Origin of the sequence: Flavobacterium movens (assembly GCF_039581425.1) — a bacterium.
Classification (GTDB): domain Bacteria; phylum Bacteroidota; class Bacteroidia; order Flavobacteriales; family Flavobacteriaceae; genus Flavobacterium; species Flavobacterium luteolum.
This window is the reverse complement of the sequence record NZ_JBCPXY010000001.1, coordinates 594891-615496: the sequence shown is the minus strand read 5'-3', so window position 1 is coordinate 615496 and position 20606 is coordinate 594891. Positions and strand designations below refer to the sequence as shown.

Annotated in this window: 7 protein-coding genes; 4 read left to right on the top strand and 3 right to left on the bottom strand. The window is 35.9% G+C overall.

Annotated features, from left to right (window positions below):
• Positions 1–35: 35 nt before the first annotated feature.
• Positions 36–473 carry a hypothetical protein gene (locus AAYQ05_RS02615; RefSeq protein WP_008465451.1) on the top strand — a complete coding sequence of 146 codons (438 nt, stop codon included), beginning with the start codon at positions 36–38 and terminating at the stop codon, positions 471–473.
• A 112-nt stretch (positions 474–585) separates the two neighbouring features.
• A complete protein-coding gene (locus AAYQ05_RS02610; RefSeq protein ID WP_343540950.1) occupies positions 586–1452 on the top strand; it encodes a cupin-like domain-containing protein in 867 nt (288 codons plus the stop codon).
• A gap of 43 nt (positions 1453–1495) precedes the next feature.
• On the opposite strand, the gene AAYQ05_RS02605 is transcribed toward AAYQ05_RS02610, so the two are convergent.
• From AAYQ05_RS02605 to AAYQ05_RS02595, 3 genes are all read right to left on the bottom strand, one after another.
• On the bottom strand, positions 1496–6331 hold the full coding sequence (locus AAYQ05_RS02605) for a RemA C-terminal-like gliding motility protein (protein WP_343540949.1): 4836 nt from the start codon (positions 6329–6331) through the stop codon (positions 1496–1498).
• 439 nt (positions 6332–6770) lie between these two features.
• Positions 6771–10613 carry a RemA C-terminal-like gliding motility protein gene (locus tag AAYQ05_RS02600; protein WP_343540947.1) on the bottom strand — a complete coding sequence of 1281 codons (3843 nt, stop codon included), beginning with the start codon at positions 10611–10613 and terminating at the stop codon, positions 6771–6773.
• A 149-nt stretch (positions 10614–10762) separates the two neighbouring features.
• Positions 10763–15367 (bottom strand): RemA C-terminal-like gliding motility protein, encoded by a 4605-nt coding sequence (locus AAYQ05_RS02595; protein ID WP_343540945.1) that lies wholly within the window; start codon positions 15365–15367, stop codon positions 10763–10765.
• A gap of 283 nt (positions 15368–15650) precedes the next feature.
• Between AAYQ05_RS02595 and AAYQ05_RS02590 the strand changes: the two genes are divergently transcribed.
• Both AAYQ05_RS02590 and AAYQ05_RS02585 read left to right on the top strand, forming a co-directional pair.
• Complete coding sequence (locus AAYQ05_RS02590; protein WP_343540943.1) at positions 15651–16133, top strand: regulatory protein RecX; 483 nt, start codon at positions 15651–15653, stop codon at positions 16131–16133.
• 407 nt (positions 16134–16540) lie between these two features.
• On the top strand, positions 16541–20590 hold the full coding sequence (locus AAYQ05_RS02585; RefSeq protein ID WP_343540941.1) for a RemA C-terminal-like gliding motility protein: 4050 nt from the start codon (positions 16541–16543) through the stop codon (positions 20588–20590).
• Positions 20591–20606: the final 16 nt, after the last annotated feature.

Sequence of the window (20606 nt, the reverse complement as noted above, 5' to 3'; positions counted from 1 at the left end):
AAATATTTACTATTAACTTCTAAAAAATAACCACTATGAAATTACCTAAAGAAATTACCAACGGGTTTTTGATTTTCCTCGGAATTGGCATTTATTTTTTATTGATGAATGTACTAGGTTTAGCAGATTTGTTTTATTTGAGAACACTCAACGTTTTCTTTATATTCTATGGCGTTAATAGGACAATGCAGATGAACCTTCATGAAGGAGAAACTAATTTTGTTTCTAATGCTGTTTCTGCAATGGCAACTTCTGTAGTTGGTGTAGCACTAAGCATATTTGGTCTGTTGGTTTATAGCTACGCTCGAGGCGGAGATGCTTACGTAAGAACTTTATCTGAAACATTTATGTTTGGAGGAAATCCATCGGTGCCAACTTATTGTATCTGTCTATTATTTGAAGGAATCGCTTCTTCTGTAATCGTTACTTTAATGATGATGCTGTATTGGAATAATAAATATGCTGCAGATTGATTTTTTCAAATCGATTAGATTAAAAAAATTAGTCTAAAGAGCTCAATAATTTCAACAAAATTTTTTAAATTGCTTATAGCTCAGACTATAAGCAATTTTTTTATTTAATAAAATGAAGTTAAAACAAATAGAAAGGGTTAAAAAAATCTCCAAAGAAGATTTTGTTTCCCATTATGTAAAAAAACAAATTCCTGTTGTTATTGAACAATTGACCGAAGATTGGCCAGCTTATAACAAATGGAAATTATCTTATATAAAAGAAATCGCAGGAAATTCAATCGTTCCTTTATACGACGACAGACCTGTAAACCACGAAGACGGATTTAACGAGGCGCATACCACCATGAAAATGAGTGAGTACATCGACTTATTAGAAGAAAAACCTACCAATTACCGTATTTTTCTTTATAATCTAATGAAAGAGGTTCCTTCGTTAAAAAACGACTTTTTATGGCCCGATATTGGTTTGAAATTAGTGAAGCAAATGCCAATGCTGTTTTTTGGAGGAGAAAATTCGAGGGTTTTTATGCATTATGATATTGACTACTCGAACATTCTTCATTTCCATTTTCATGGCGAAAAGCAATGCATGATTTTTCCTCCAAATCAGTCCAAATTTATGTATAAAGTTCCTCATGCCTTAATTTCGAGAGAAGATATTGATTTTGACAATCCTGATTATGAAAAATTTCCAGCACTCAAAAATGTCGAAGGTTATATCACTAACTTAAAACATGGTGAAATGCTGTATATGCCTGAGGGATACTGGCATTATATGAAATATCTAACACCAGGTTTTTCAATGAGTCTACGCTCTTTTCCAAAAAACATTGTCAATTTATCTAAAGCAGCGTATAATGTTTTTATAATGCGCCATTTTGATATTATGATGCGAAAAATTCAGGGGCAAAAGTGGATTGACTATAAAAACGAAAAAGCTGTTAAAAATACGCATCAAAATTTGCAGCGAACCCTTTAATAAAAAAGCGGTTGAGATTTTAAAGCCTCAACCGCTTTTCATTTTATCTAAATACTATTTTCTTTGTAACCGTTTTTCCGTTATCTAAAGTCATTTTGACGAATAATACTTGAGGTCCCGATTGAAAGTTTGTTATAAGCCATTCTTTGTTTCCAATTTGTTTTTTAAGGTATAATAATGTACCCCCTGTATCATAAATAGCAGCTTCTTGAAGATTTTCCTGGTCTGAAATAGATTGCAGTTTGATGTTTTTATCTTTAACAGAAACAATTATCTGCTGATTCTGATTATCAAAATCTTCATTACCAAGCGGTTTATCATCCTTATTTGTATATCGTAATACAAAACGATTAAGAAAAGTTCCTGGTGCCGATGTAAAAGTATAACTACCCGTTTTAAGATTATGAATAGTCTTTGTTACATTGTCTTGCAGGTAAATATCCTGAGTACTTAAATTCCCATCGGTATGGTCTATCGTCATTGTAAAATTACCTTCTGGAATTGTCGATTTATATCCTAAAGGTATCGTATCGGAAACAACAAAAGGTACGGCTCTTCCTTGGATAACTAGTTTTTTACCTTCATTTATACTATAAAAATCAAGATACGGATTGGCGTTCATTGTCGTTGCATCGTAACTATTATCCCACGAGTTAGTGGCGCCAGTTATATACCCGATAAGTAATTGCTTAAACGCTCCTTGTGTATTTGTCAAATTCAACCAGACACGATGTTTTTCTACATCAGCATCAGCTTTAGATTTAAAAAACTGACTGTTAAAACTAGCAACACGCATCGAATTTGTATAGACAACGCTCTGACCCGTTAAAGTTTTAGCAAAAAAACCTTGCCCCGAAACAATATATCCTGCTGGCGGAACTTTATTTCCTGGAGACGATGCTCCTGTTCCTTCCATTTGTCCTACATCTACCTGTCCTGATAAATTGTAATAGGCAAAATCCGTGCTAGTGTAAGTAAAGGTATTACTGCCTGGTATCAGAGTAGGAAGGCTATTATGTGTCCAAAAATACAATGTCCCGTACAAACGATCTGCATTGTCATGAATAAATTGATCTGCATAAATCGCTGAAGGATATGGATTTCCTAGAAAAACTAATTTTCCAGCTACAGTGGTTGGTCCCGAAATAGTTCCATTATTTGGTACACCAACGAATTCTCCACCAAAAATTTGAGCATTATTCAAATCATAAGATTGAGGAGCTCTAATACTATAACCATTTCCCTTTACCATTTCTCCTGCTCCATTATCAATTAATATCCATCCAACAGATGAATCATATCTGTGAAATTTGTCCCACAGCGTATTCGGAGACAAATCATGTAATGTAAATGCTGGATCACGGGTTACTGGAGAAGACCAATAGGTAACATCATAACGTCTTACAGGAGTTGTATTTCTTTTATAGGTAATATTTCCAAAATTCGCCACATCTGAAACTTGCACCAAACTTGAATTATTTTCAAAGACAAAAACTCCATTACCTAACACATTCACTTCATTGGTTACCGTAATTGTATTGGTGCTTTCCACAATCAAAGAACCATTATTTTGAATCGTTAATCTGCTAGCAAAAAAACTTCCGTTTGTTCCAGAAATTATCGGATCAATACCTACATCTGGAATATCAATACAATCTGTTGCAACAGGAACTCCTGTAGGAGTCCAGTTAGCGGGGTTTGCCCAATTGGCATCAACACTTCCATTCCATGCTTTAGTCACAAAAGCATTTATTGTGACGGGTGTTGGTTGTGATTCGCATCCTGATGTATTATTTTTTATTTGCACATTATAACCTCCTGAAGATAAACCTGCAAATACTCCTGAAGTATTACTAAAATCTACTCCATCGATACTATAAGTATATCCAGTTCCTGAAGCCGGAGAAGTTACTGTTATTATCCCCGTATTGTTTACACAAGTTGGAAGTTGGGTAACAGAAGCTACGGGTGCAGTTACAACTGGATTTACCGTTAAAGAAACTGCCTGACTTACTGGGCAGCCATTAGAAGTTGTAATTGTCATGACCCCATTATAAGTTCCTGCTACGGTATTTGCTGGAACATTTATATTGACAATTTCTCCTGATCCCGAACTAAAAGGAAATGGTGTTGTGCCTTGATCGGTTAAAACAACCCAGTCAATTGCATAATTCGTTGGAGATCCTGTTGTCGAGTTATAATTTAATGTAGTAGTCTGCGCCAATGAACTCTGACAAACCGGAGTAAAGACTCCTGATGTGCTTATAGTTGGAAGACTGTTAATTGTTAGTGAAATTGCTTGTGTCGTTTGACATCCATTTGATGTGAAAATTGTCATTACTCCACTATAAGTTCCAGCTGCTGCATTGGCAGGAACACTAATATTATTTACATTTCCTCCCGCAGAATCAAAAGAAAAAGAGGTAGTCGTTTGATCATTTAAAATTGCCCAATCTATTGAATAGCTAATAGGTGAACCAGCTGTGGCAGAATATGGCAAAGATGCTGTTTGCGCTAATGCATTTTGGCAAACTGGAGTTAAATTTCCTGAAGTTGTAATTGTTGGAGACGAATTAACGGTTACTGTAAAATTACTTGGTGTCGAAATACATCCATTCGCGTTTTTTACCGTTAAGGTTCCTGTATAAGTTCCCGCTGCTGTTCCCGCTGGAACGGCAATACTTATTGGACTGGCGGTTAAAACGACATCTGTAACTGCCAAAAAATTATTCGTAGGGCTCGTGTTCCAGACAATGCTGTAAGATGCTGGCGAATTGGCGGGAGCGCTATAGCTTAAATTAGAGGTCTGAGCTGCAGCATTAAAACAAACCGCGCCAGCTGTTCCAAGCGTGATTGATGGTAATGAATTTACGTTTACTGTAAAATTACTTGGTGTCGAAGTACATCCATTCGCGTTTTTTACCGTTAAGGTTCCTGTATAAGTTCCCACTGCTGTTCCCGCTGGAACAGCAATACTTATCGGACTGGCAGTTAAAACGGCATCTGTAACTGCCAAAAAATTATTCGTAGGGCTCGTGTTCCAGACAATGCTGTAAGATGCTGGCGAATTGGCGGGAGCGCTATAGCTTAAATTAGAGGTCTGAGCTGCAGCATTAAAACAAACCGAGCTGGCTGTTCCAAGCGTGATTGATGGTAATGAATTTACGTTTACTGTAAAATTACTTGGTGTCGAAGTACATCCATTCGCATTTTTTACCGTTAAGGTTCCTGTATAAGTTCCCGCTGCTGTTCCCGCTGGAACGGCAATACTTATTGAATTTGTTGTTAAATTTGCATTTGTAATTGTCCCAAAGTTATTAGGCGGATTTGCACCCCAAGTAATACTATAGGTTGTTGGTGAATTGGCGGGAGCTGTATAAGGCAATGTTACATTTTGTAGAGCCGCACTTGTACAAACTCCAGCTATACTGCCTAATGTAATTGCTGGTAGCGGATTTACTGTAACATTAAAACTATATACTATTGATGTACAGCCTGCTGCATTTTTCACCGTTAAATTTCCTGTATAAGTACCCTGTGATGTATTGGCAGGTATTGAAATATTGATTGGACTTGCCGGTAAAGCTGCATTTACCACTGGCAAAAAACTATTTGTTGGACTTGCATTCCAAGTTATGCTATAAGTAGAAGGAGAATTGGTAGCGTTACTATACGGCAATGTGGTACTTTGCAAACTTGTACTTGCACATACTGCAGTTGTTGCACTCAATGTCAATGTTGGTTGCGCTCCAACTACAATATCTACATAATTGTTTGAAGAAAATGAAGAAACACAATCTACAGAAGTTAAAGAATTAACTGTTATTCTACTTGACCCTAAAAGATTTAAACCAGCAGCAGTGAAATTTCCTGAACCTCCTGGAGACAGAACTTCCATTGAAGCCGTTAATGTAGCCGATGGACTACTTGTACTGTAGTTTACTGTATATATACCCGCAGGCAAACTTGCTGGTGTGCCAGTAAGTTGTACCTGTGAAGTTGTCCCCGTTGCCGTGCAAACATTTGATGCTGATATTGAGGTAAAACTATACGCTTTACAAGTATAAGTAATGCTAACATAACCTTTTGCACCACTTCCTCCGTTATATAAAGTTGGTGACCCTATTAAAGGCAAAGAACTAGCCGCTCCTGAACCTCCTCCTCCATATTCCTGTCCAGGCTTCCCTGCACCATTTGCTCCTAAAAGACTAGAATAACCAACCCCTCCTTTTCCCCCTTTTTGCAGGCCAAGATTGGCTGCATCTCCACCATTTCCAGATGAAAGAGCTAAATTGAGCAAACTATTATACCCTGTTCCCGAAGCTCCTCCATTTGTCGCTGTAATACTTCCTTTAACACCTGTAGTGGCAGGCGTTGCAACAGGAGGATTATCTCCTGTAGTTGGAAGATTGGCAACACCACCAGCTCCCCCTGGCGCGTAAAAAACTCCAGAAAAACCTGTTATAAAAGATGGTCCACCACTGGCTCCATTACCTGTTCCGCCCGCACCGGGAGTACCAACAACAACATTTAAAGTTGATGTTGTTATTCCTGTAATATTTCCTAAAGCATAAGCCCCGCCGCCGCCGCCAGGAGCACCTCTTCCCCATCCTGAGCCCGCAAAAGCGGCTCCGCCTGCACCTCCACCTCCCCAAGCTTCTACAGTAACAACATCCATACCTGCTGGAAGAGGAAAAGAAGCATTACTAGAAGGAACTGCATGTACTATAGTTTGTGCTTTTGAAGAAGTATAAAAAAATGATAAAACCAAAATCATTATGATTTTAAATTTCCCACTAAATTCTAAGGGTTTTCTAATATAAGTTACTAAAGTTGAAAAGCTGAAGAAACTCAGCACAGTAAGTAAATCTTTTTTCATCTTGTGGCATTTTAGTAATTGAAAAATAAATTCAAACTCAAAAAGATTAATTGCGAAATCTGGGAGACTTAATCGTTTAAAGCATATTTTAGGCTATGATTTTTATAGAGTCACAATTAATTAAAGGCTGATAAAATGACCGTTTTAAAGCTTTCGCTTTTTAAGAAAAAAATACATTAGAAAAGGCTTATAAGGAAACTGCGCTTAATCGAATTAATTTGCATTTAATCGATTAAAACCTTAAACAAGGTACGATTTTATTTACATTAAAATCACCCTTACAATACTAACCCCTTAATTTTAACACGTTTGAGCTAGAAAATTTATAAAATAGGAAAAAACTGTTAATTTTTAATTAAATAACTCATTAACAACGAAATATAAAAAAATCCTTTGCTTTTTACACAGAGGATTTACAATAGATTATTTACTGTTTCTTTTAAAAAACTACTTTTTTAGAAACAGATTTTCCATTTTCAAAAATGACTTTTACTAACAAAACTTGGTGAGAAGAGAATAAATTTTGAATTGATATTTTTTTACTTTCAAGCTGATTCTTTTTGTATAATTCATTTCCTGAAATATCAAAAATTATAACCTCATTGATTTTTTCATCGAACGATTCAATATTTATCACATGATTTTTATTTGATATTAAAATGCTCTTAGAAATGTTTTCAAAAGTTGTAATTCCTAAATTTTTATTGGCATAAATTATTGAAAACCGATTGTTAAAAGTTCCTGCTTCAGAATCAAATTGATATGCACTTTCGGAAAGATTATGACATTTATTTAGCGTTTTATCCACTAAAAAAATACTGATTTCATCAAATAATGGATCTTGGTGGTCAATCTCTAAATTCAAAGCCGTTTTAACAGTCGTTTTATATCCCAAATTAATAAAATCACTTTCTGTCCATGGCATTGCTCTTCCTTGAATTACCAATTTTTTATTCTCTAAAATGCTGTAAAAATCAATTTCTTGACTTGAACTGAAAATTACTGCATCATAATAGTCTAGAGAATTGGAAGCTTCTTTGTCATAACCTAATAAAATTTGTTTTAGGGCATTTTTCCCATTATGGAGATTAAGCCAAAATCGAAATTTCTCATTTTCGACTTGACTTTGAGAACTAGGTCTAAAAAAGCTGCTATTATGAGCTTTGATTCTCATATTATTATTAAACTCAATAACACCTACTGTTTTACTTTGTACAAAAAAGCCTTGCCCAGAAGCTATTGTGCCATCTGGTGTTGTATTATAATTTTCTGAATTTAAAGAAGAACTTATTCCAACACCTCCTAAAAGATTATATACCACGCAGTCATCTGCTGAATATTTGCCATTGGAAGGAGGTGTGCTATGCGTCCAAAAATAAAGAGCACCGTGTATTTTTGAAGAATTGTTTTTTATAAAAAGATCTGCATTTATGGCCGAAGGATATGGGTTTCCTATCAGATAAAGGCTATTTACTACTTTAAACTCAGCATCTATTTTACCATTGTTCGGAATCCCTTTAAAAGTCCCCTCAAATATTTTGCGATCAGTAATTGAATAATTTTGCGGAGCCCTAATACAGTAACCTTGCCCAGGAATCATATCCATAGTTCCATTATAATCGATTATCCAGTTAGAAATTGGGTCATGCCAATAGTATTTATCTCCAAGAGTATCTGGTGAAAAATCTTTCATTGTTTGCTTATCAACAGGCGAAGACCAATAGGTCATATCATAACGGATTACCGGTTTTGTTTTTCTTATTAAATGAATAATTCCTGTATTTACCATATCATCATCTGACTGATATAAACTTGCTGCATCTTCTAAGACTAAAGTTCCAGAACCAGTATATGCAAACTCTACTGCGAGAGTATTTTTTTCTAACAAGGTCACGGTCTTACCTTGATCAATATTGCAACCGCAAATAGCAGTACTGGTTAGTTGCGGGAAATTCTCTTTAAAATATACATCTTTTCCTGCTGATGGCGGGCCGTTTGACCATATCTCGCCATTCCAAACTGTAGTATTTACACAAAGTTTTAAACGAGCGACTCTATGTTTTGATATACCTGCAACTGAATTAAAATTACCTCCAATAAACAATTTATAATCTGCACTAAATTTCATATCAAACAGGGTGTTATTTAAAGGCGCAGTAAAAGAATTATCAAAAACTCCAGAAGGCATCAACCTAATAAGTCTGGAAGATGCCGTATTATTGTATGTTCCCGAAAAAGCTCCTCCAACCAAAATTCGGTCATCTGGCTGTACTAAAATTGAACGGACATCTCCTTTACTAAAACCAGTTCCAGATTCAAATGCATTATCAAGACTTCCATCACTATTTAGCCGAACTATTCTTTTTTCAGGAATGCCATTAAACGTTAAAAATGTTCCTCCAACAATAATTTTTTTATTTGATTGGAGTGCCAATGCATAAACATATTTATCAAAACCATTTTGAATATTAAAGCTAGAATCAATACTGCCATCAGAATTTAGACGAACTAAACCAGAAAAAGACTGTGCATTAAAAGTTTTAAAATGCCCCCCAAGAAGAATCTTTCCATCAGATTGTATCAATATCGCTTCAATAGTTCCATCGGCGCCCAAACCAATATTAAAACTGGTGTCTTTTGAGCCATCTGGAAGAAGTCTTACAATCCTATTCAAACTTGTGCCATTGTATTTTGTGAATGCGCCTGCAACAATTATTTTTTGGTCATTCTGAATTGCCAGGGCGTAGACTTGGGAATTAAACCCGTCTCCGCTATTAAATGAATTATCGATTTCTCCATTAGATAAAATTCTAACAATCCTGTTACTGTTTATATCATTATACTTTGTAAAATTTCCTCCAATAATTGCTTTCCCATCAGTCTGTAAGGCAATTGTTTTTACTAAGTTATTTGCACCAGATTTTCCAGTATTAAAGGATGGATCAAGTGAACCGTCTTCTAACAAACAGGTTATTCTTGAAACTGGTACTCCATTGAATTTACTGAAATTACCCCCAACAATTGTTTTTTGATTTGGAAGTGGTAAAAGACTCAAAACAGAATTATCAAAACCTATTCCTGATGACAAATAACCAATATCGTGTTCGCCTTCGTTATTAATTTTAGCCAATCTGCCTTGATTGAGACCATTAAACACATAAAAAGATCCTCCAACAAACCAAGAACCTTCTTCGTCAAATTCTAGACATAAAACAGATGCAGAAGAAGGCCCAGAGCCAATATCAAAATTTGATTTTACGGTTCCATCCGGATTTAGAAAAACTAGTCTATTAACATCGTTGCTATTGTACAAACCTGTAAAAGATCCTCCTACCATTAAATCTCCGTTTAAATCTATTTTTAAGGTTTGAACTCCTTCTTTACTAAAACCTAATCCTGTTTGAAAACTTTCGTCTTTTGTACCATCTATATTTAATCGAATAAGACGATTGGCTACAGCATTATTGAATGTGGTAAAGTTTCCTCCTAATACGATTTTTCCATCAGATTGCAATGCGATGGCGTTAACATCATCATTAAACCCATCCCCACAATTAAAAGTAAAATCGAAACTGCCATTACTATTTAAGCGTACAATTCTATTTGCCGAAATTCCATTAAACGTGATAAAATTACCTGTAAGAATGACTTTTTCATCATCTGTTATCTTAACATGAGTAATATTTAAAGTTGAACCAGAACCAGTCAAAAATGAAGAATCGAGTGTTCCGTTTGAAGACAAACGAGCCACTCGATTCACTGTTGTATTTGTATATTTTGTAAAACTTCCAACAATTATTATTTTCCCATCTGACTGCATTGTAATGTCATAGACAATTCCTGTTGTCACTCCTACCGTAGTATTAAAAGTTGGGTCATAAGATCCATCAGGATTGAGGCGAATAAGTCTTCCCACATTAATTCCGTTATACATTGTAAAATTTCCTCCTAAGATAATTTTACCGTCTGGCTGTAAATATGATGCGTAAATTTTGCCATTAAGGCCTGTACCTGTATTAAAACTTTCATCAATAGATCCGTTAGGATTTAAACACGTAAGATAAGAGACTGGAAATCCGTTTAAACTAAGATAATCACCTCCAACAATCAAACTACCATTTTTTTGTAAGAGAAGAGTTCGTACAGCTCCGTCAAAACCGTCTCCGTTTTGTCCGTCATCAAATGCGTTAAAAGTATGATCGACTTTACCCTGTTGTGCAAAAAGACTTGAACCAGGAATGAGCAAAAGTGAAATTAAAGAATAAAATAAATTTTTAATCAAAACAGTATAATTAAAGTTAATTTTGTAAGAATTAAGCTAAATTTATAAAGTTAAGGTAATATGCGCAATACCAAGATTTAGGGATATTTTAAGTACAAAAAAAGCCCATCCTTTTACGAATGGGCTTTTAAATATGACGCTATATTATTTTACAGATTAGAAAAAATAACTTTTTTAGTAAAGGTATGTCCGTTTTCTAAGGTTATTTTTACCAATAATACTTGATCACTAGAATGTAAGTTTTTAATTTGCAAGTCTGAAGCATTCACTTTGTTATTGCTATATAACAACTGCGCTCCAACGTTGTAAACATGTACTTCTTTAATCGTTTCTTTAGATGATGTAATATTTACTGCTTTGTCTTTCACTGAAACTAAAACCGTATTCTCAAGATTTTCAAAATCATCTGTCCCTAAGGTTTTATTTGTATAACGAATCGAAAAACGAGTTGAATTGCTTCCTGATAAACTAAAGAAAGTATAATTCTCTTTTCGTAAATCTATTATTTTACCTAGAGCTTTATCTTCTAAGTATACAGCTTGAGTAGCAAAGAATCCGTCTGCATGATCAATAGAAATCGTGAAGTTACGATCACCTTTTTCATCAACACCACTCTTATAACCTAAAGGAACTACGTCTGTATCATCAAAAGGAAGTGCACGACCTTGAATCGTTAATTTTCTAGATTCACTGATACTATAAAAATCAATATAAGTAGTACCTCCTCTTGTCGTGGCGTCATAACTGAAATCAATACCATTAGTCGCTCCTTCAACATATCCGATTAATATCTGTTTAAAAGCGCCTTGTGAGTTTGCAATATTCAGCCAAAGACGGTTACCTTCAGTTTTACTGGCTTCACTTGGTTTATAAAATTGTGTATTCTGTGAGCTTGCTTTACGAAGATCATTACTAAATTTAATTGCCGTTGCACCTGCAGGAGATATTGTAAAAAAAGCTTGTCCTGCCCCAATAAAACCTTTAAATTCTGTAGCAGGATCATCATTTACTCTTGTCGAACCTGTTCCATTAAAAACCACAAAATCTGAACTTAGGTACTGAAAAGTAGTAGTTCCTGGAATAATTTGCGGAGGCGAATTGTGTGACCAAAAATATAATGATCCTAATTGGGTTTTATTTGCCAGCATCAACTCTTTTGCGCTTATTGGAGAAGGGTAAGGGTTACCTATAAAGTTTAATTTATTTTCTAATACAGGAACTGATACGTCTCCATTATTTGGCACTCCAACAAATATACCTTCAAATGTGCTTGGGCTAGTTAAGCTAAAATATTGTGGAGCTCTGATGCTATAACCCACTCCCTCTTCCATAACTCTTTCACCAAAGTTATCAGGGATCCATTGTCCGCTAGCAGCGTCCCAATGATGGTATTTATCCCACAAAGTGTTTGGAGAAAACTTAGCCATCGTCATATTTGCATCCGTTACTGGTGATCCCCAATAAACTACATCGTAACGGGTCAAATCAACTTTTCTTTTATAAGAAATATTACCTGAATTTACAGCATTTGCTCCTTGCAATAAACTTGAACCACTTTCAAAAACCAATTTACCGTTACTTGTTATACCGTTTGTGACGGTTAAAGTCATTTCTGATGGAATAATTACATCTCCATCTGTAGCGGTAATGGTTAAAGAACAAATTGTTAAGTTAGTTGCGGACATAGACTCAAATGGCTTATTTGGCATAACCGAAGTAATCTTAACACTTGTATTTTCATCTGGAGGACCATCTGTCCATCCATTACCATCCCACTCTGTGCTTAAACTAGTATCTATTAAGTGCACAGATGCCATACCTGAAATACATCCCGAAGAAATATCTTGAACAGTAAAATCATATGTTCCTACTGTTAGATTATTAATAGTCAGATCTGTTTCTGCATTTTGACGAGAGTATTGATGTGCTCCTGACTGATCATTTAGATAAACTTTCCAGTCTCCTGTTGGCAATCCTGTTAATTTTATACTTCCTAAACCATTACAAGATACATTGTTCTGTGAAGTTAATGGGGTTGCTGGTATTGGGTTTACAGTCATGGTTAGAGGACTTGATGTGGCTGGACTTCCTGTTACACAGGTAGCATTCGATGTCATTTGAACTGTGATCACATCTGAATTTGCCAATGAATTACTAGTATATGTAGAATTCGTCGCGCCTAATATAGCTATCCCTCCCTTAAACCATTGATAATTAGGAGACGTACCTCCATAAGTAGGCGTGGCAGTAAACGTCACTGATGTTCCTGAACAAATTGCTCCCGATGGATTGGCTGCAATATTCACAGAAGCCACAAGATTTGGATTTACAGTCATGGTAATAGGACTAGATGTAGCTGGGCTTCCAGTTGCACACGTAGCATTCGATGTCATTTGAACTGTTATTACATCTGAATTTGCCAATGCATTACTAGTATATGTTGAATTCGTCGCTCCTAAAATAGCTGTCGTCCCCTTGTACCATTGATACACAGGAGCCGCACCTCCATAAGTAGGCGTTGCCGTAAATGTCACTGGCGTGCCTGAGCATATTGCTCCTGACGGAGAAGCCACAATGCTAACAGAGGCTGGAAGATTCGGATTTACAGTCATGGTAATTGGATTAGACGTAGCTGGACTTCCTGTCAAACATGGAGAAGCATTAGAGATCATGACACATGTTACAACGTCATTATTTGCCAAAGTCGAACTTGAATAAGTTGTACCTGTACCAACATTCGTTCCGTTTTTTTTCCATTGATAGTTTGGTGCTGTTCCACCATAAGTTGGTGTTGCAGTAAATGTTACTGGTGTGCCCGAACAAATTTCTCCAGAAGAAGAAGCTGCAATACTCACAGAAGCCGAAACAATTGGATTAACGACCATTGTTATACCTGCCGATGTGGCTGGACTTCCTGTTACGCAATTTGCATTTGACGTCATAACGCACCTAACAACATCATTATTAGATAAAGCTGAACTTGAATAAGTTGCACCTGTACCAGCATTTGTTCCATTAACTGTCCACTGATAAGTTGGAGCTGTTCCGCCGTTTGTTGGTGTTGCAGTAAATGTTACTGATGTTCCAGAACAGATTGCCCCTAGCGGATTTGCTGCAATACTCACAGAAGCCGCAACAATTGGATTTACAGTTATTGTTTTGGTTGTTATAACATTAGCACATGATGCATTTGAGGCCGTTAAAGTCAATGTGATCGTTCCTGATTCTGATGCTCCTGCTGTATATGTAGCCATCGAAGGATTAGATGCATTATTCCAACTTCCTGCCCCTCCGGTCCATGTCCCGACTGTAGCTCCGCCTCCAACTGATCCGCCCATAGCTGCTGACGTCCCACTTTGGCAGATAGCGGTTAAAGGTGGTCCGGGTGTGGCAGTCGGCACATTATTAATTGTAACGGAAGTTGTAGCTGAACCTGCTGGACAACCACCCGATGCAGGATAAGCATAAGAAACTGTATATGTTCCTGCTGCACTTGTTGAAGGGGTAATTGCTCCTGTCGAAGTATTTATTGACAAACCTGTTGTTGGCGCAACACTATATGGCCCACCATTTACTCCAGTTCTGGTTACTGACTGTGCCGTTGTATTTGATTTACAAAAAGATGCAGCACTATAGCTAATAGTTGGAACCGCAGTTATAGTAACAGTTGTCGAATTATTCAATCCTGTTGTAGTGCATGCCCCAGAAGTTAGCGCAAGTCCAGTAACCCTAACTATAGATGTACCATTCGCAGGCATTCCCGTTGCAGTAAAAGTACCAGATGTACCACTTCCTGCGGCAACAACATTCATATTAGCTGTAAGTCCTGTTTGAGAACTTGTATTATAGGTAACTGTATAATTTCCTACGGGTAATCCAGTAGGAGTAGAAGATACTGTAATTGTAGCACTACCAGCACTACCACAAATAGGACCATTGTTTGACAATGAACTAATGCTAAAATTACGGCAATATGTAATTCTTATTTGGCCAGCACCTCCATTGCCACCATCACCATTATTAAATGTTCCTCCATCGCCGCCGCCGCCGCCGCCGCCAGGTAAAATTCCTGGAGAACCGTCAGACCCTATTTCTACGAAAAAATACCAAGATACACCACCAGCACCGCCGGCACCACCGCCTGCTGGAGCAATTCCTCCTGCTGATACTGTTGTTGGGCTATTACCGTCAGATCCTGTTCCTGCACTAGATCCACCACCGCCACCATTTCCATTAGAAACACTATTTCTTCCGCTTCCCCCTGAATAAGTCCCACCTGTTCCGGGTGCTCCGCCAGTACCACCACCAGAATTACCACGCGTTCCTCCAAATCCTCCAGAAGCTGAAATAGACCCAAAAGTAGTTGTTGCTCCATTTTGTCCATTTCCTGTGCCACCTGAACTTGTTGTCCCACCCGTTCCTCCATTACCAACAGAATAGTTAATAAATGCAGGAAAAACAGTAATAGTGCTTTTGGTATATGCGCCGCCGCCGCCGCCGCCGCCGGCTCCCGACGCCCCTATACCTGCACCACCAGCGCCTCCACCACCCCAACATTCAACTGTGATAGAATTTATTCCAGAAGTATTAAAACTACCATTACCAGTTAGCATCTCAGTAGTTTGAGCAAACCCAAAAGAAACCACAAAAAACATCCCAACACAAAGCAATCTTAAATTTGGAATAAACAATCTTTGGGGCACAGATTTGGTATAAATAAAAAATAAAAACGAGTAAAGTAATTTTCTCATCATATGTTAGTAGGTATTTATTTTAAATTTGTTTTTGGTTTGCTATAAAGCAAAAAATGGCATTATATTTTCAAAAAAATAAATGTTCATTTTGGTATTTTAATGGAAACTAAATGTTAAATTTTTGACTTTTACCAGAATATAAAAACTGTCAAAATTCCGTACAAAAATATTTAAATTAGCCTAATACACAAGGTTATAATTTATTTCTTTTCATAATATATTAACAAATTTTAGAATTTTTTTATAACTAATTGAGCACAAATCAATTTAAACGTTAAAATGCATGAAAAAGCCGACGAAAAGCACTTTTACTCTCAAAGAAGCTTTACAAAAATTAGAACATTTTTGTGCCTATCAAGAGCGTTGTCATGACGAGGTAACAACCAAATTATACAGCCTAAAAATGACTTCTGAAGAGATAGACAGCATTATCGTACAGCTTATAGAAGGGAATTTTTTAAACGAAACCCGTTTTGCCTGTAGCTTTGCGAGAGGCAAACACCGAATCAAACATTGGGGAAAAATTAGAATCACCAACGAACTGAAAGCAAGAAACATTTCATCAACAAATATTACGCTTGCGCTAAAAGAAATTTCTGCAGAAGAATATTTTGAGACCTTCGAAAATCTATCAGAAAGATGCTGGAATAGTATTTCGGAAACCAATCAGCTTAAAAAACGCAAAAAGTTCTGCGACTATATGCTTCGTAGAGGTTACGAAAGTAATCTGGTTTATGAAAAAGCTAAAGAACTAGAAGAAATCTAATTTATTATAACATTTTAAAAAAGCCGCTTTTTCTATTTTTCAAATCCATTTAATTTTTCTTTTAAAACATCTTAAATTACCTACACAATCCGCAATAACTTTTGGTTGTAAATTATTCTCTTTTTGAAGAATTTATACCAAATCTGACGTTTTCTAGTCTAAAATCTCAAAAAACAGTCTTAAAAAACACCAATATTTGCGATTATTCTTATAATTGTTTCTTAGGTTTTATAGGAATACTTATCGAACATTAAAATTTTTAATGCACTTCATCGACTATTTTATCAATTCATCGATTATATCGAGGTTCCAAAAACCCAAGTAAAATCAAGCTCGTAGATGTATCTATATTTGCGCGGACTCACAAGTCCTATGCCCGCATAACAAATTGATAGAAAACATTTAGCATGAAAAAAACTTTACTTTTATTCTTATTGTTACCTTTTTTAACGTTTGCTCAAGGTTTGAGTGGTGATTATATTATTAGCTCAGAAAATTTAAAAACAGAATTTCAATCTCTTTCGAGCGCCCTCAAAAAATTAGAAGAAGAGGGCTTTGCTGGTCCAGTAAAATTCTTACTTGCACAAAATCAAACAATTACTTCTCAATATATAATTAACAAATACAAAAATTCGAGCAAAGAGAACACTTTGACAATTAAGCCCTATACCGATAAAGATATTGAGATTACTATCAAGAATATAAATACCTATACAGCTCTTCCTGCAATTTTTTTATTTAACGGGGCCAGCAATGTTATTATTGATGGAAGCAACTCAACCGCTAATACAAAGAATCTAACTTTAATTAATACTGATAATATAAACAGTGTTCGCAGGTCTATCATCTGGATTGCAAGTAATGGCGGGACGGGATCAAATAACATTACAATTAAGAATACTAAATTAAAATTTTCATCTCGTAATCAACTGCTAACACTTTTAACAGGAGTTTATTCTGGAAGCAATCAATACGGAAGCAACAATTCAATTGGCACACAAACAAATACCTCTCCTAACTCAGACATTTATGTTATAAATAATGAAATGTTTAATGTAAAAGACGGGATCAACATTAATGGAAACAGCAACGGTACTTTATCCCCAACTGGTTGGATAATACAAAGAAATAAAATTGGTAATACCACTAATATTGAATCTGAAAAACCAGTTAGGGGAATCTATATGTCTAATGCCTTAAATTATGAAATTTCCGACAATACAATATCAGGAATTAGAAACACTGAAAACCAAGGAAATGATTGTGCCGGAATTGTTCTTTTAGGAACAAGCTCTGGTACTATTTCTGGCAATAAAATCAATAATATCGAAAACATTTGGTACAGTAACAGCTATTTAACTGCTGGTATATTGGTAAAATCTAGTGGAGTCAACACTATTGCAAACAATATTATAAGTAATGTTTACACCCCTGCTGAAACTTCTGAAAGTGGAAATATTCACTATAGAGGGCATAATATTTTCATAGAATCTGGAAGCACAACAAATTTATATTACAATACAATTATTAGTTCTGGCGGAAAATCAACACGCGCTTCTTGTCTTTACATAACTGGAGGCTCTGGCATTAACGTCAGAAATAATATTTTTGTTAACACGCAGTCTGGAATACAATACGGCATCTTTAAGGCTGGTGGTACTTTAGGAACAGTAAGCCACAACAATTATTATGTGACCAACAGCGCCAATGGTTTCTCAAACAGAATAGGCACTAATGAATATATTGGCACAAATCCAGGCCCCACAGGTTCGGAAGGCTGGAATAGTGCCACTTCAGATACTAATTCTACAATTATTAACCCTTCTTTTACTTCTGATTATCACTTACAAGATGTTGCTACTAACAAAAATTTGCAAGGTAAAGCTATTCTAGAAGTTACAAATGATATTGATAAAGAAGCAAGAGTTAAACCATATATGGGAGCAGATGAATTAGCTCCTTGCGCACCAACCCAAGATCCTGCCATATTTGGAGTTGACAAGTGGAATGGATATGTATATAAATGGGCTTCGACGAATGTAGTTCCTAATATTGGCTACAATGAAATCCCTAATACGTCAGTCGCGACTTATATCGGAACCGTAACCGAGAATGCAATTTTTGACAGAGATGTAAAAAAAGAAGCCATTACTGGTGTTACTGCAAACTTTCCATGCGAAGCTCCACCTATCGATTCTTTCTTGGTACGTTATAGAATGCGCACTTCGGTATCTGAAACTGGTCTTTACAATTTTGCAGTCGGCGGAGATGACGCGATCAGATTGTATATTAATGGTGAAATTGTTTTAGAAAGATGGGGCAGAGGAAATTATTCTATTAACTCTACTTTGTTTAAACTTGAAGCCAACAAAGATTATGAATTTGTTATAGATTATTTCGAAGTAGCAGAAGATGCTAGAACTTCTTTTTCTTTTGGCTTAACGAAAGGTGATCCTACACAATTTGGAGACAAAGTTTGGAATGTCTACGGATACAACGGCAGTGATTTAACATTACAAAAAACGGGATATGCAGGTTATTATGTAGATCCAAATCCGAATGCAAACTCAACAGCATTCTGGCCAACAGCCAAATCTCCATATGCAGCAAACAACTGGCAGGGTGCGCCTATGCCTAATGATTACTTCACAGTAGTTTCTAAACGTAGAGGTTTTGCATGCGGTCAATACCAAATACAAGTTGCAAATTATGATGACGATCTTCAAATTTATGTAGATGGTGAGCAGGTTTTCAATGAAACAGGAAATACAGACGACGCCGTGTTGGTTAAAGAAGGAAGGATTTTTTCTTTAAATAGCAAAACCGAAATAGAAATACGTTTAAAGGAAAATGCAGGTGGTGCAAAATCTTCTGTTATTTTTATAGATGTTCCAAATAATGGAAATGGCAGTTCTTTAATAATAACTGCAAATACAGAATTAAGTTCAGACCTTACAGTTTGTTCTTGCACAATAAATGATAAGGCTACATTAACTGTCAAAAAAGATGTTACATTGACTGTTGATGAAGATATAAATGTTCTTGGCGAAGGAAAACTACTCATTTTAGATGGAGGATCATTGCTTCAAACTTCAACAAGTAAAGATATGTTTACAGGAGGAAGTTCAAAAGCTTTTGAAATACAAAGAACGACTAATGTCGTTCGTTACGATGTAACATACTGGTCGTCGCCTGTAATTGGCCTATCAATGCATGATTTATCTCCAGAAACTTTGTATGACAAATTCCATTACTGGAATCCTTCAAATAACACATGGATACTGGATAATTTTGGAGAAAAGAAAATGGAAGCAGGAAATGGATACAGCATTAGAGCTCCACAAACATACGACCTTACTACTCCAAAAGATTTTACTGCAAAATTTACGGGAACACCAAATAACGGAAATATACCAATTCCGCTTGTAGCAGGAAACTTGAATCTACTAGGAAACCCATATCCATCTTCGATTGATGCTGAACAATTCATTAGAGATAATGGAGATGTAGGACCTTTATACTTCTGGTCACACGATACGCCACCGAAAATAATCGAGGGAACGAACACGTTTACTTATTCTAGTTCAGATTTTGCTGTTTTTTCATTAATGGGAGAAACTCAGCCATCTCCCAAAGGAAAAACTCCTAACGGCTACATTGCTGCAGGGCAAGGTTTTTTTGTTATACCAAAAGTAAACTCTGTTTTGTTTACCAACAAACAAAGAGTTAAGGCTAATAACACCTCTTTCTTTAAAACTAGTGAGAACGTTAGTAAAATAGAAAAGAATCGTTTGTGGCTAAATTTAACCAATTCAGAAGGTGCTTTCAAACAAATGCTTGTTGGATATGCAACTGAAGCAACCAATAGCTTAGATCATAATTATGATGCTACGACAAGAGGAGGCAACTCTTACATTGATTTTTATAGCATCAGTGAATCTAAAAAATTAACGATTCAAGGTCGTGCACTTCCTTTTGACAATAAAGATATTGTTCCCCTTGGATACAAAAGCACGATTGAAACCAACCTTACAATATCAATCGATCACGCAGACGGATTCTTTACTACTCAAGAAGTTTATTTAGAGGATAAAGCTCTAGGAAAAATAATAGATTTACGAAAAGAAAATTATACGTTTAAAACTGCTATCGGGACCAATACAACTCGTTTTGTTTTGCGTTACACAAATAAAACATTAGGCACAGATGATTTTGAAAATCTAACTGATGGAATACTCGTTGCTGTAAAATCAAAAGTAATAAATGTAGCGAGCGGATCTGAGAACATTAAAGAAGTAAAAATCTTTTCAATCGGCGGACAATTGCTTTACAGCAAAAATAAGATTGAGGCAAAAGAATTAGAAATAACAAACTTATATTCAAGCAATCAAATTTTACTGGTAAAAATAATTCTAGAAAATGATCATGTAGTAACAAAGAAAATCATATTCAATTAACAACAAAAACCCATCA

Excerpts from the sequence above, each read along its gene's own strand:
- AAYQ05_RS02615 (WP_008465451.1), top strand. The coding sequence starts at position 36 with ATGAAATTACCTAAAGAAATTACCAACGGGTTTTTGATTTTCCTCGGA.
- AAYQ05_RS02610 (WP_343540950.1), top strand. The coding sequence starts at position 586 with ATGAAGTTAAAACAAATAGAAAGGGTTAAAAAAATCTCCAAAGAAGAT.
- AAYQ05_RS02605 (WP_343540949.1), bottom strand. The coding sequence starts at position 6,331 with ATGAAAAAAGATTTACTTACTGTGCTGAGTTTCTTCAGCTTTTCAACT.
- AAYQ05_RS02595 (WP_343540945.1), bottom strand. The coding sequence starts at position 15,367 with ATGATGAGAAAATTACTTTACTCGTTTTTATTTTTTATTTATACCAAA.
- AAYQ05_RS02590 (WP_343540943.1), top strand. The coding sequence starts at position 15,651 with ATGAAAAAGCCGACGAAAAGCACTTTTACTCTCAAAGAAGCTTTACAA.
- AAYQ05_RS02585 (WP_343540941.1), top strand. The coding sequence starts at position 16,541 with ATGAAAAAAACTTTACTTTTATTCTTATTGTTACCTTTTTTAACGTTT.